12 protein-coding genes are annotated in these 13461 nt (G+C 74.9%); 8 read left to right on the forward strand and 4 right to left on the reverse strand.

What is annotated here, in order from left to right:
- The first annotated feature begins 242 nt into the window (after window positions 1-242).
- The 3 genes from DMP15_RS03035 (at window position 243) to DMP15_RS03045 (ending at window position 5044) form a co-directional block, all read left to right on the forward strand.
- The gene (locus DMP15_RS03035; RefSeq protein WP_202416704.1) at window positions 243-2426 is read left to right on the forward strand and encodes a carbon starvation CstA family protein; all 2184 of its coding nucleotides are present in this window, start codon (window positions 243-245) and stop codon (window positions 2424-2426) included.
- On the forward strand, window positions 2423-2602 hold the full coding sequence (locus tag DMP15_RS03040; RefSeq protein WP_073576102.1) for a YbdD/YjiX family protein: 180 nt from the start codon (window positions 2423-2425) through the stop codon (window positions 2600-2602). Before DMP15_RS03035 ends, DMP15_RS03040 begins: the two co-directional genes overlap by 4 nt.
- A gap of 348 nt (window positions 2603-2950) precedes the next feature.
- The gene (locus DMP15_RS03045; protein ID WP_073576101.1) at window positions 2951-5044 is read left to right on the forward strand and encodes a hypothetical protein; all 2094 of its coding nucleotides are present in this window, start codon (window positions 2951-2953) and stop codon (window positions 5042-5044) included.
- A gap of 3 nt (window positions 5045-5047) precedes the next feature.
- On the opposite strand, the gene DMP15_RS03050 is transcribed toward DMP15_RS03045, so the two are convergent.
- A complete protein-coding gene (locus DMP15_RS03050) occupies window positions 5048-5386 on the reverse strand; it encodes a DUF3024 domain-containing protein (protein ID WP_073576100.1) in 339 nt (112 codons plus the stop codon).
- Window positions 5387-5508: 122 nt separating this feature from the next.
- Here DMP15_RS03050 and DMP15_RS03055 point away from each other — a divergent pair, with 122 nt between their 5' ends.
- From DMP15_RS03055 to DMP15_RS03070, 4 genes are read left to right on the forward strand one after another with little or no spacing between them, the layout of a single operon-like run.
- Entirely contained in the window at window positions 5509-7488 is a 1980-nt protein-coding gene (locus DMP15_RS03055) for a serine hydrolase domain-containing protein (RefSeq protein ID WP_073576099.1), read from the forward strand.
- Between the two features lie 35 nt (window positions 7489-7523).
- Window positions 7524-8837: a sensor histidine kinase gene (locus DMP15_RS03060; protein ID WP_073576098.1), complete on the forward strand. Its 1314-nt coding sequence runs from the start codon at window positions 7524-7526 to the stop codon at window positions 8835-8837.
- On the forward strand, window positions 8834-9493 hold the full coding sequence (locus DMP15_RS03065; RefSeq protein ID WP_100879076.1) for a response regulator transcription factor: 660 nt from the start codon (window positions 8834-8836) through the stop codon (window positions 9491-9493). The genes DMP15_RS03060 and DMP15_RS03065 overlap by 4 nt, the downstream gene beginning before the upstream one ends.
- 26 nt (window positions 9494-9519) lie before the next feature.
- The gene (locus tag DMP15_RS03070; RefSeq protein ID WP_073576096.1) at window positions 9520-10101 is read left to right on the forward strand and encodes a peroxidase-related enzyme; all 582 of its coding nucleotides are present in this window, start codon (window positions 9520-9522) and stop codon (window positions 10099-10101) included.
- On the opposite strand, the gene DMP15_RS03075 is transcribed toward DMP15_RS03070, so the two are convergent.
- The 3 genes from DMP15_RS03075 to DMP15_RS03085 are packed head-to-tail and all read right to left on the reverse strand — an operon-like array spanning window position 10098 to window position 12704.
- Entirely contained in the window at window positions 10098-10859 is a 762-nt protein-coding gene (locus DMP15_RS03075) for an amino acid ABC transporter ATP-binding protein (RefSeq protein ID WP_301549049.1), read from the reverse strand. The genes DMP15_RS03070 and DMP15_RS03075 overlap by 4 nt on opposite strands.
- The gene (locus tag DMP15_RS03080; RefSeq protein WP_073576095.1) at window positions 10856-11776 is read right to left on the reverse strand and encodes an amino acid ABC transporter permease; all 921 of its coding nucleotides are present in this window, start codon (window positions 11774-11776) and stop codon (window positions 10856-10858) included. Before DMP15_RS03080 ends, DMP15_RS03075 begins: the two co-directional genes overlap by 4 nt.
- Window positions 11769-12704, reverse strand: coding sequence for an ABC transporter substrate-binding protein (locus DMP15_RS03085; RefSeq protein ID WP_083658709.1), 936 nt, complete (start codon window positions 12702-12704; stop codon window positions 11769-11771). Before DMP15_RS03085 ends, DMP15_RS03080 begins: the two co-directional genes overlap by 8 nt.
- A 209-nt stretch (window positions 12705-12913) precedes the next feature.
- Here DMP15_RS03085 and DMP15_RS03090 point away from each other — a divergent pair, with 209 nt between their 5' ends.
- Window positions 12914-13279, forward strand: coding sequence for an antitoxin (locus DMP15_RS03090; protein WP_073576094.1), 366 nt, complete (start codon window positions 12914-12916; stop codon window positions 13277-13279).
- The last annotated feature ends 182 nt before the right edge of the window (window positions 13280-13461 follow it).

A 13461-nucleotide genomic window follows, 5' to 3' on the forward strand; every position in this document is an offset into this window, starting at 1 on the left:
GGCCCCGGCCGCGCGGGACCCACGGAGCCCCCGTACACCGCCCGGTGTGCGGGGGCTCCGTGCTGCGTGCCGACCACACCGGAGTCGCCCCGTCCGCCGCCCCCGCGGACGGGACCCCGGGTCGAGACTCGGTAACGGCGGTCCCACGACCGGTGACAGCGAACGTTGCTCGACGTAACGTGCCCGACCGGGTCGACTCCACGACGGCGTCGGTCACGCACGGTGCACGAGCAGGGGGCGGCATGGTCACGACGGAGCGGCCGGGAGAGCCAGGGGCCGGGGGGACGGGCACGGCCCGTCGTCGCGACCCGAAGCAGATCGCGATCTGGGTCGCGGTGGCGGTGGTGGGGGCGATCGCCTGGTCGATCGTCGCGTTCACCCGCGGCGAGGAGATCTCCGCGGCCTGGCTGGTGTTCGCCGCGGTCGCCTCCTACGCGATCGCCTACCGCTTCTACTCCCGCTTCATCGCCCACCGCGCGCTGCGCGTGGACGACACCCGTGCCACCCCGGCCGAGCGCCTCGACGACGGGCAGGACTTCCAGCCCACCGACCGCCGGGTGCTGTTCGGCCACCACTTCGCGGCCATCGCCGGTGCGGGCCCGCTGGTCGGTCCGGTGCTCGCGGCGCAGATGGGCTACCTGCCCGGCACGATCTGGATCATCGTCGGCGTCGTGTTCGCGGGCGCGGTCCAGGACATGGTCACGCTGTTCTTCTCCACCCGTCGCAGCGGGCGCAGCCTCGGCCAGATGGCGCGCGAGGAGATCGGGCCGGTCGGCGGTACGGCGGCCATCGTCGCCGTCCTCGCGATCATGGTGATCCTGCTGGCGGTGCTGGCGCTGGTCGTCGTGCAGGCCCTGGCCGACTCGCCGTGGGGCACGTTCTCGCTCGCGATGACGATCCCGATCGCCCTGTTCATGGGCTTCTACCTGCGCTACCTGCGACCGGGGAAGATCATCGAGGTCTCGGTGGTCGGCGTCGCGCTGATGCTGCTGGCCATCGTCGGCGGCGGCTGGGTGCAGAACTCGTCCTGGGGCGAGGTCTTCCACCTGACCGCGAACCAGCTGACCCTCGCGCTGGTGGTCTACGGCTTCGCCGCCTCGGTGCTGCCGGTCTGGATGCTGCTCGCGCCGCGCGACTACCTGTCGTCGTTCATGAAGGTCGGCGTGGTCGTGCTGCTCGCGGCCTCGATCCTGCTGGCCTGGCCGTCGCTGCAGATGGACGCGCTGACCCGGTTCGCCTCCGACGGGCAGGGCCCGGTCGCGGCGGGCTCGCTGTTCCCGTTCGTCTTCATCACCATCGCCTGCGGTGCGCTGTCCGGGTTCCACGCCCTGGTCGCCTCGGGCACGACGCCGAAGCTGATCCAGAAGGAGTCCCAGATCCGGGTCATCGGCTACGGCGCGATGCTCACCGAGTCCTTCGTCGCGATCATGGCGCTGGCCGCGGCCTGCATCCTCGACCCCGGCCTCTACTTCGCGATGAACATGCCCGCGACGGTGCTCGGGCCGACGGTCGAGTCCGCCTCCGCCGCGGTGCAGCAGATCGGGTTCACGATCTCCCCCGCCGACCTGACCGCGGCCGCGCAGGCCGTGGAGGAGCAGACCCTGGTCGGGCGCTCCGGCGGGGCGCCGACGCTGGCCGTCGGACTGTCGACGGTGTTCTCCCAGGTCTTCGGCGGCGACGCGATGCGGGCCTTCTGGTACCACTTCGCGATCATGTTCGAGGCGCTGTTCATCCTCACCACGGTGGACGCCGGCACCCGCGTCGGGCGCTTCATCCTGCAGGACACGGTCGGCAACGTCTGGCCGCGCTTCCGCGACACGGGCTGGCGCCCGGGTGCCTGGATCTGCAGCGCGGTCATCGTCGGGGCCTGGGGCTACCTGCTCTACGCCGGCGTCAACGACCCGCTGGGCGGGATCTACCAGCTCTTCCCGCTCTTCGGCATCGCGAACCAGCTGCTCGCGGCGGTCGCGCTGGCCGTCTGCACGACGCTGCTGATCCGCACCGGCCGGGCCCGCTACGCACCGATCACGCTCGTGCCGCTGGTGTTCGACGCCGTCGTCACGCTGACCGCGAGCTACCAGAAGATCTTCTCCGACAACCCCAAGCTCGGCTTCTGGGCCCAGCGCGACCAGTACCAGGCCGCGCTCGACGCCGGGAAGACCAGCCTGGGCACCGCCACGACCGTCGAGGCGATGCAGAAGGTCGTCGTGAACACGACCGTCGACACCGTGCTCACCGCGCTGTTCGCGGTGCTCATCGTCATCGTGCTGGCCGACTCGGTCCGGGTGTGGGTCGCCGCGCTGCGCGGACGCCCGCTGCCCGGCGGCTCCGAGGACCCGTACGTCGAGTCCCGGATCCAGGCGCCGGCCGGACTCGTCGCCACCCGCGAGGAGCGCGAGCTCGCGCGGGCCGGGGGCTCCGGATGAGCCGGGTCCGGGCGTTCTGGACGTTCCTGCGCGAGCTCGCCGGGGAGCGCGACTACGAGCGGTACCTCGCCCATCGGGCGGCCCACCATCCGGGTGCCCCGGTGCTGGGCGAGCGCGAGTTCTGGCGGGAGCGGACCGACCGTCAGGACCGCGTCCCGTCCGCCCGCTGCTGTTGACTCGGGCATTTCACTCCGATGGAGCAGTGCCCGGACGAACTCGCTAACCCACTGTGGATGGCAAAGGGTGCTGAGGGGGGCGTCGCTGCACGGTGTCGACGAGATCGGCCCAGCGTGGCGCCCCAGCAGGTAGCCTGTCGCGGGGAGCCGGGGCCGTCCGAGTGGACGAACCCGCACCCGCCGTGTGCCCCGAAAGGGACCCGGCTCCGTCGCTCCTCGTGACGGTGGCCGACCGGTCCCGGCCGGAAAGTCGCGGCGGAGGCGGAACACCGGGCCGTCCACGGCGATACACACCGTGAACGTCGTCCCCGGGGCGACGACACAGGTACGGCGGAGGTGTGAGGCGAGATGCTGGACGTCCGGGTGTCCGAGGACACGGACATCGACGCGCTCGTCGCGTTCGTCGAACGGCTGGCGTCGGCCGGCCGCGGCGGAGCGGCACCGCGGACGGCGGCGGCGCGGATCACGGGCGACGTGCGCGCCGGCCGGGTGCCCGCCGGTCTGCGGACCCTGTCGACCGCGCTGGGGGCCGCGGCCCCGCCGCGCCCCGAGGAGGACCCCGCCCACCCGTCGACGTTGCTCGGCGTGGTGGCCGAGGAGCCGCTCGTCGTGCTCTCCGACACCAGCCCCGGCGAGCTCGCCAGGGCGCTGGCCGAGCTGACCGGCTACGGCATGCGCGTCCTGCTGACCGGTGCGCCCGCCGAGCGCGTCGCCGCGGTGCACGACGCGCTGCCGGCGAGCGTCGCGGGCCGCGTCGCCACGTCGTTCCCGGAGCTGCCGGTCCCCGAGCTGCAGCGGCTGCGCCGCCTGCTCGCCCGGGTCGGCGCCGACCGCAACGCCCGGCGCGGCCAGCAGCTCCCCGACGTCGACGGCATGCCCGACCCGGCCGACGTCGCGGGCTGCTGCGAGCGGGCCGGACGGGTCGTGGCCGGGGCCGAGACCGGTGAGGCCCGGATCGTCCCCGGCCTGCTGCGCGACCTCGACGCCGACCGGCGCGGCGCCGTCACCCAGGTCGCCCGCTGCGTGCTGCGCTCGCTGGAGACCATCGCCGCGGCCCCGGACGCCGACCGGCTGCGCGAGGTCGTCGGCCGCCTGGTCCACCAGGGCCTGCGCGCCGAGTTCGAGGCGCTCCAGGGGCACTCCGCCCGCCAGCGCGACGACCGCGCCCGCTACGCCGCAGGCCCCGCGATCGAGATCGTGGAGCCGCTGCCCCAGGGCGGCGCCGACGTGATCCGCCGCTACCTGGACTTCCTCGACTCCGGCGGCCGGACCCGGTCCTACTTCCGCCCGCAGGAGCAGAAGGACGCCGAGCCGCACCTGCGCCGCTTCCGCGTCGCCGGTGAGGCCCCGCAGAACCACGACCACGTGGTCGCGATCGTCCACCACCTCGACCTGACCCGCCGCGACGACGAGATCGCGCGGCTGTGCTCGATGCTGGGGCTGCCGATCCCGCGGGACCCCTCCGAGCTGCCCGCGCTCACCGACACCCTGGACCGGGTGGCGGCGACCGCACGGTCGGTCGGCGCGCTCCGCCACGACGTGCTGTTCCTGCAGCAGGACTCCCCGGTCTCGGTGCCGGACCTGGCCGCCGCGGAGCGGGTCGCCCGCGCGATCGTCGACTACGACGAGCACGGCGACCCCGCCGAGGCCGCCGACGAGCTGGAGCGCCTGGCCGCCACCTGCGCCGACCGGGTGCCCGACGGGGCACGGGCCCCGGAGCACGAGGCCGTCGTCGCGGCGCTGCGGGCGCACGACCCGCAGGCCTACACCGACGCGTGCGAGGAGCTCGACCGCGCCCGGCGCGAGGTCGCCGACCGGGACGAGCTGGACCGGCTGCTCGGCGAGCTCGCCGGGACCCACCCACAGCTCGCCGAGACCTGGGCGGCCGACGCCGGCCGCGGCGTCCCGGGCTTCGGCCTGGTCGTCTCCGAGCCCGTCGACGACGTCCTCGGCACGCTGCCCCCGGCGGACACCGCCGACCTGGTGGTCGTGCTGGGTGCGGGTGCGATGCAGGCCGACGGGCTGCTGCTGACCGCGGCGGCGCCGCGGATGCTCGCCGTCGTCGGGGACGAGCCGCGGGCAGCCTCGTCCGGGACGACCCTGCTCGAGGTGCTGAACCAGGCCTCGGCGCGGTTCCTGCGCGGCACCGGGGACCGCACCGCCGCCGTGCGGCCGGACCCCGCGGTCCCGGTCGTCCCGCCGCTGTCGTCGGTGCCCGCCGCCCGTACGGCCGCGGAGGCACCGGAGGTCCCGGTCGCCGTCCCGGCGCAGGCCGGACCGGTCACCGCCCACGAGGCGGTCGAGACGCCGGTGCCCGCACCGCGCCCGGCCCCGCGCGGGTCGGACACGGCGCCGCGCGACGACGAGCCGTCCCGCCCGTCGACGCCGTCGGCCATGGCCCCGGGCCCGCGCCCGGCCGTCACGGGCGGTCGGGAGGACTGAGCGTCAGCTGCTCGCGCGGATCCCGTCGGCGACCTGCGCGAGCAGCACGAACGGGTCGGTGTCCGGCGGTCCCGCCGGCTGCCAGCGCTGCCCCGAGCCGGGGTCGGCGACGCGGTACAGCGTCCAGCTGCCCGGCCCGGGGTCGTCGGCCCGCAGCTGCGCCAGCGCCGTCGACGACCACGCCGTACCCAGTTCCGGGAACGCGGGCGGCCGGCGGTCGAGGATCGTGACGGTGCTGCCGGCCGTGGTGTAGGCGATCCGGCGCCGGTCGCTCTCGCCGTCGGGTACCTGCTCGGTGCACCAGGTCGCGAGCTGCGTGCGGACCTGCTCCGGGACTCCCATGGCGCGACATGGTCCCCGATGGGGCCTCGCGCGGGGAAGGGCGGCCTCCGTCGGAGGTCGTAGGCCGCAGTGCCGACCCGCGCCCGATGTGCCGGGGACGCGTTCCGGCGAGGCTCGACGGCATGATCACCGCATGCCGGACCGGCGGCCCGCCCCGCCGCGGCCCCGCCGCCGTCGCCCTGCTCGTCGTGCTGGTCGCGGCCCTGGTCGGCGGCTGCGGGTCCCCGGCCGCGCCGGCTCCGGACCCGGCCCCGCGGGCGGCCGTCCCGACCGCTCCGCTCGGCCCCGCCGACGTCGGCGCCTGGCTGGACGGCCTCGTCCCCGCCGCGCTCGACCGGACCGGGATCGCCGGGGCCGCGGTCACCGTCGTCCGCGACGGGCAGGTCCTCGCCACCCGCGGCTACGGCTCGGCCGGGCCGGGCAGACCCGTCGACCCCGACCGGACGCTGTTCCGGGTCGGGTCGGTGTCGAAGGTGGCCACCGCGGTCGCCGTGCTGCAGCTCGCCGACCGCGGCCTGGTCGACCTCGACGCCGACGTCCGCCGCTACCTCGACATCGACGTGCCGATGCCCCGAGGCCCGGTGACCCTGCGGAACCTGCTGAGCCACACCGCGGGCTTCGAGGAGCAGATCCGCGGCCTCATCCGCGCCGCGCCGGGCGGCCCGTCGCTGCGGGAGTTCCTCGCCACCGACCCACCCGAGCAGGTCGGCACCCCCGGCACCGTGCCGTCGTACTCCAACTACGGCTACGGCCTGGCCGGGTACGTCGTCGAGCGGGTCACCGGGGAGCCCTTCGAGCGCTACGTGCAGCGCGAGGTGCTCGACCGTGCCGGCATGACGACCGCGACCTTCGACCAGCCGCTGCCCGCGGCCGCCGCCGGGGCGATGTCGGAGGGCTACACCAGCGTCGACGCCCCGCCGGCACCGTTCGAGTTCGTCAGCCCGGCCCCGGCCGGGTCGCTCAGCGCGTCGGCCACCGACATGGGCCGGTTCGCCTCGGCCCTGCTCGGCGCGCCCGGTTCGACCCCACTGCTCTCCCCCGCCGCGTGGGCGCTGATGCAGCGTCCGGCGCTGGGCCCGGACACCCTCGGCGCGCTCGCCGACGGGCCGCGGATGGCACCCGGCCTGTTCGACGAGAGCCGCAACGGCCACCTCGTCCTCGGCCACGGCGGCGACACCCAGTGGTTCCACTCGCACCTGCAGTTGTATCCGGCCGAGCGGATCGGCGTGTTCGTCACGACGAACAGCAGCGGGCGTGGCGGCGCGGACACGCTGGAGCTGCGGCGCGCGGTGACCGAGGGGTTCACCGACCGCTACCTGCCCGGCACGGCGGGCCCGGCGCCCGCCCCGGACGCCGGCACCCCGGCCCGGGCCGCCGCGATCGCGGGCACCTACGAGTCGGCGCGCCGGTCGGCGAGCACCTTCATGGGCGCGATGAACCTGATGGGGCAGATGCGGGTGGCGGCCCGTCCGGACGGCACGCTGCTGGTCTCCCCCGCCCCGAACGACGTCCGTCCGGCCGCCTACGCCGAGGTCCGGCCCGGGCTGTGGCGGGAGGTCGGCGGCCAGCGGCTGCTGACCGTGCGCACCGACGCCGACGGCCGGGTCACCGCGCTGGGCCACGACGCGGCGTTCACCGAGCTGCCGGTCGGCCCGCTGCGCGACGCGGCGCTGCTCGGCACGGTGCTGGCCGGTTCGGTCGTGGTGCTGCTCGGCGCGCTGGTCGCCTGGCCCGCGGGGGCGCTGTGGCGGCGCCGGTACGGCGTCGTCGTCGCGGCCCGGCCGCGGACCGACCGGGTCCTGCACGGCCTCACCCGGGCGGCGGCGGTGGCCGCGCTCGTCGCGCTCGCGGGCTGGGTGGTCTCGGTGCTCGCGATCGCGTCGCTGGGCGACGTGCCGCTCCCGGTCCTGCGCGGGCTCCAGGTGCTCCAGTGGATCGGGCTGGCGGGCGTGCCCGTCGCGGCGGCCGGGGTGGTCACCGCGCTGCGCGCCCGGGCCGGCGGGTGGCCGGTGACCGGCCGGGTGCTGCTGCTGGTCGCGCTGACCGGCGTCGCGGTGGTGGCGGTCGTGGCGGGCCTGCTGCTGCCGAGCCTCACCTACTGAGCCCTACGATCACCCCACCCGAGGCCGGAGACCCCATGCACCCGCACCCCGAACCGCCGCCCCGCACGGGCGCGGACCGGCTCGACGCCCGGCTCACCGCGCTCGGCCTGGCCGGACCGCGACGCCGCGACGCCGCGCTGGCCGTGCTCGTCGCGGCCGGGACGCTCGCGGTGGTCACCCCGGTGGTACTGGCACCGGGCCCGGCCGCGGAGCTGGGCCTGGCGCCGGGCACGGCGGCGCTGGCCCTGGGGGTGGTGACCGTGCAGAACCTGCTGCTGGCGCTGCGCCGCACCGCCCCGGCGGTCTGCCTGGCGCTGACGGTCGGCCTGGAGCTGGTGAACGTCGTCCTGCTGCCGGTGGGTGCGGCCCTGCGGGGCCCGGCGACAGCGGTCGCGGCCGGCACCTGCGGGTCCCGGCTCCCGACGCGACGGGCCGGTGTCCTGGTCGGCGCGGCGGCGGTCGTCGAGACCACCGTGGTGCTCACCGGGATCGCGGTGCGACCGTCCGACAGTGCGCTGCTCGGCGCGGCCGGGCTGGTCGTCGCCCAGGTGCTGTCGGCGGTCCTGGTCTACGGCGGCCCGCTGCTGCTGGGCGTGTACCTGCGGACCCGGCGTCGCTACGCCGAGCTCGACCGGGTGCACACCGCCGGTGTCGTCGCGGCGTACCGGGAACGGGCGGACGCCGCCGTCGCCCGGGAGCGGGCGCGGATGGCCCGCGAGCTGCACGACGTCGCCGCGCACCACCTGTCGGCGATGGTCGTGCAGGCCGCGGTGGTCGAGCGGCTGGTGGACCGGGACCCGGACGAGGCGCGCCGGACGGCGTCCCGGCTGCGGGAGCAGGGTCGCCGCACCCTGCACGACCTGCGTCTGGTCGTCGGAGCGTTGCGGGAGCCGGGGGCGGGCGGCGCCGAGGCCGACGCCCCGGTCCCCGGTCTCGCCGAGCTCGACGGGCTCGTGGAACAGGCCCGGGAGCTGGGCGGGCCGGTGGAGCTGGTCCGGCGCGGGGACCCGGGCGAGCCGTCCCCGGTCGCCGACGTCACCTGCTACCGGGTGGTGCAGGAGGCACTGGCCAACGCCCGTGAGCACGCCGCCGGCGCCCCGGTCCGGGTGACCGTGACCCACGCCGACGGCCGGGTCGCCGTCGAGGTGGTGAACGGCCCCGCGCGCGGTACCCCGCCGGAGTCCGGCAGCGCGCCGGGCACCCGGGGGTTCGGGCTGGCCGGGATGCGTGAGCGGGCACAGCTGGTCGGCGGGACGTTCGAGGCGGGCCGGACCGGCGACGACGGCTGGCGGGTCCGCCTGGTCGTCCCGCACGATCCCGGCCCGGAGACCGGAGGGGGACGCGCGTGATCAGGGTGGTGCTGGCCGACGACCAGGCGGTGGTCCGGGCCGGGTTCCGGATGTTCCTGGAGCTGGCCGGTGACGTCGAGGTCGTCGGCGAGGCGTCGAGCGGGCCGGAGGCCGTCGCTCTGGTGCGCGCACACCGGCCCGACGTCGTCTGCATGGACGTCCGGATGCCCGGTGGCAACGGGCTCGTCGCGACCCGGGAGATCACCGGCCTCGACGACCCGGTCCCGGCTGTCCTCGTCGTCACCACCTTCGACCTCGACGACTACGTGTTCGGCGCGCTGGAGGCGGGCGCGAGCGGGTTCGTCCTGAAGGACACCCACCCCGACGACCTCGTCGACGCCGTCCGCCGACTCGCCCGCGGCGACGGGCTGATCGACCAGACCGTCACCCGCCGGGTGATCGCCGAGTTCGCGCGTCGCCGCCCCGCCCCGGACGCTGCGCCCGACGGCGGGGTCGCCCCGCTGACCCCGCGCGAGACCGAGATCGTGCAGATGCTGGCCCGCGGGCTGTCCAACGCCGAGATCGCCGACGAGCTGGTCGTCGAGACGTCCACGGTCAAGTCGCACCTGGGCCGGGCGATGGCGAAGATCGGGACCCGGGACCGGCTGCAGACCGTGGTGTGGGCCTACCGGACCGGCGTCGCCGCTCCCGGCTGACGGCCCGGACGGCTAGCGTCCGCGTCATGGCACAGCACGAGGTGAGCAGGTTCGGGCACGTCGACCCCGACGGGCTCCCGCCGGACCTGGCGGAGCGGATCGGCGCGATCGCGGAGCGGTCGGGGTTCGTCCCGAACGTGTTCCGCGCACTGGGGCGGCGCCCGCGGGAGCTGCGGGCGTTCCTGGACTACCACGACGCGCTGATGGACTCCGACGACGGACTGTCCAAGGCCGAGCGCGAACTGGTCGTCGTCGCCACCTCGGGGGCGAACAACTGCACCTACTGCGTCGTCGCGCACGGCGCGATCCTCCGGGTCCGCTACAAGGACCCGGAGATCGCCGACCGCGTCGCGACCAACCCCTACGCCGTGGAGCTGTCGGAGCGCGAGCGCGCGATCGTCGACCTCGCCCTGCTGGTCGCCCGGAACTCCGAGGCCCTCACCGAGGCCGACCTCGACGACGCCCGCGCCGCGGGGCTGTCCGAGGACGAGATCTGGGACGTCGGCGCGATCACCGCGCTGTTCGCGATGTCGAACCGGCTCGCGCACCTGACCGCGCTGCGCCCCAACCCGGAGTTCTTCCTGATGGGGCGCATCCCCCGCGGCTAGAGCACCTTCGACAGGAACGCGCGGGTGCGCTCCTCCTGCGGGTCGGAGAGCACCGCGCGCGGGTCGCCCGACTCGACGATCCGGCCGTCGTCCATGAACACCAGCGCGTCGCCGACCTCGCGGGCGAAGCCGATCTCGTGGGTCACGACGATCATCGTCATGCCCTCGCGGGCCAGCTCGCGCATCACGTCGAGCACCTCGCCGACCAGCTCCGGGTCGAGCGCCGAGGTCGGCTCGTCGAACAGCATCAGCTTGGGCCGCATGGCCAGCGCCCTGGCGATCGCGACCCGCTGCTGCTGCCCGCCGGACAGCTGCGCGGGGTAGGCGTCGGCGCGGTCGCCGAGCCCGACCCGGGTGAGCAGCTCGACGGCCCGCTCGCGCGCGGCCGCCCGGGACTCGCGGCGCACGACGACCGGCGCCTCCATCACGTTCTCCGCCGCGGTGCGGTGCGGGAACAGGTTGAACCGCTGGAACACCATGCCGACCTCGCGGCGCTGCCTGCCGAGCGCGGAGTCACGGAGCCGGTAGAGCCGCCCGTTCTCCTCGCGCAGCCCCATCAGCTCGCCGTCGACCCACAGCCGTCCGGTGTCGATGGTCTCCAGGTGGTTGATGCAGCGCAGCAGGGTCGACTTGCCCGAGCCCGACGGCCCGATCACGCAGCAGACCTGCCCGGGCTCGACGACGAGGTCGACGCCGCGGAGCACCTCGACGTCGCCGAAGCTCTTGCCGACCGTCTCGGCGCGGACCATCGGGGTCACGAGGTCTTCCCTCCCGTCCGGAACGAGAACAGCCGCACCAGCGGGGTCGCCTCGGTGACGGCACCGGCGACTCCGCGGCCGTAGCGACGTTCGATGACCCGCTGACCGGCGGTGAGCAGCGAGGTCAGCAGCAGGTACCAGGCCGCGGCCACGATGAGCAGCGGGATGGTCTGGAAGTTCGTCGAGTAGATCCGCTGCACCGAGGTGAGCAGGTCGGTGTAGCCGATGACGACGACCAGCGACGTCGTCTTCAGCATGCCGATCGTCTCGTTGCCGGTCGGCGGGATGATCACCCGCATCGCCTGCGGCAGGACGACCCGGCGCAGGGTCTGCGCGCGGGTCATGCCCAGCGCCCCGGCGGCCTCGCTCTGGCCCTGGTCGACCGACTGGATGCCCCCGCGCACGATCTCGGCCATGTAGGCGGCCTCGTTCAGCCCGAGGCCCAGCAGACACGCCAGGAACGGCGTGATCAGCGAGTTCGTGTCGAACACGACGAACTCCGGGCCGAACGGGATGCCGAGCGACAGGTTCGGGTAGAGCGAGGACAGGAAGCTCCAGAACAGCAGCTGCGCGATCAGCGGGGTGCCGCGGAACAGCCACAGGTAGACCCCGGACACCCCGGACAGCACCGGGTTCGGCGACAGCCGCATGACCGCCAGCCCGATCCCGCCGACGATGCCGATCAGCATCGACAGCACGGTCAGGACGAGGGTGTTCGCGAGCCCGTTCAGCACCGGTGCGGCGAACAGGTACTCCGCGACGACCGGCCAGCCGAAGTTCTCGTTGGTCAGCAGCGAGTTGACCAGCATCGCGCCCAGGACGGCGAGCACCGCGATCGCGACCCACCGTCCGGGATGCCGGACTCCGATCGCGTCGCGGGGCTCGGGTCGGGCGCCGGTGGTCGCCGGCTCAGCCACCGTTCACCGAGGAGGTGGGGATCGCGCCGTTCGCGACGTTCCACTTGTCGAGGATCTGCCGGTAGGTGCCGTCGTCGATCAGCGACTGGACCGCACCCTGCACGGCCTGGGCGTACTGGCCGTCGTTCTTCTTGAGCGCGATGCCGTACGGCGCGGTGTCGTAGGGCTGCCCGACGACCTCGACCGTGCCGTTCGTGGTGGTCTGCGCGTAGGCGGCGACCGGGGAGTCGGCGAGCATCGCGACGATCCGGTTCGAGTTCAGCGCGAGCGTCACGTCGGTCTGGGCCTGCAGCTCGGTGATCTGGATGGCCGGCTTGCCCTCCGCGGTGCATGCGGCGTTGCGGGCCTGCACGTCCTCGACCTGCACGGTGCCCTGCTGGACGCCGATCGCCCTGCCGCAGAGGTCGTTCGGATCGACGCCGTCCGGGTTGCCCCTGCGGGTGGCGAGGCTGGTGCCCGCGGAGAAGTAGCCGACCATGTCGAGCACCTGCGTGCGCTCGTCGTTGATGGTGAACGACGAGATGCCGGCCTCGTAGCGGCCGCCGGTGATGCCCGGGATGATCCCGGAGAACTGGCTCTGCTCGAACCTCGCGGTCAGCCCCAGCTTCTGGGCGATCGCGGTGCCGAGGTCGACGTCCATCCCGACGATCGTGGTGCCGTCGGGCGCGGTGAACTCGTTCGGCGGGTAGGTCGGGTCGGTGCCGACGACCCACGTGCCGTCCTGCCGCACCTCGGCCGGCACCATCGCCGCGAGCCGGTCGTCCTTGGCGACGGCCGGGATCGGCGCATCGGTGCCGGTGGCCTCGGCGGAGCCGCCTCCCCCGCTGCCGTCGCCGCCGGCGCCACAGCCGGTCAGGACCAGTGCGGTCAGTGCGGACAGTGCGATCCCGGTCAGGGAGCGGACGCTGCGGGTCCTCGCGGTCGTCATGCGGTTGCCTTCCAGGTGAGGCGGGGTCGAACGGCGGGGATCCTGCCACCTGTCGACGGGTCACCGCCGTGCGCACGGCCGATCCGTTACGTGGTCGTCGCACGCCGGTGGAACGCCGCGCCGGTCCGTGCCCGTTCGCCTACTGTTGGTACGACGACCCAGCGCCGCGGTCCGACGCGGTGCCGCATTCGTCACGGAGGTCCTCGACGATGTCGCTGTTCCGCAGACTCACCGTTCTGGCAGGAGCGGTCGAGGCCGCCCGCCGCTACGCCCGGTCCAACCCGGACAAGGCGGGCAAGGCCCTCGACTCCGCCGCCCAGTTCGTCGACAAGCAGACCAAGGGCAAGTACACGAACCAGATCGCCGGCGCCGCCCGCAAGGCGAAGGACGCGGCGGGCATCCCGCAGCCCGGCTACGGCTACGGCGCGCCGGGCACCACCCCGCCCGCCCCGGGCCGCCCCGCCGCCGGGAACCCGCCGTACCCGGCGGGGGGTGCGGACGCGCCGACGCAGCGCACCCCACAGCAGCCCCCGGCGTTCCCGCCGCCGGACCCGGAGCGCCCGCACGGCGCCTGACCGGCTCCCGCGACGGTCCCGGCCGGGTGCCGGGACCGTCGTCTGTGGACGTCCGACGGTCCGTCGTCCACCCGTCGACCTGCGGGGCACCGGTTCTCCTCGGGGCCGGTGACGTGCCAGGATCGGCGGTGACGCGCCTGCGCGTCCCGGGGCCCGCACCACCCGCACGGGCCCGGAGCCGA

The sequence above is a fragment of the Pseudonocardia sp. UM4_GMWB1 genome (genome assembly GCF_017312155.1).
Lineage (GTDB): Bacteria > Actinomycetota > Actinomycetes > Mycobacteriales > Pseudonocardiaceae > Pseudonocardia > Pseudonocardia alni.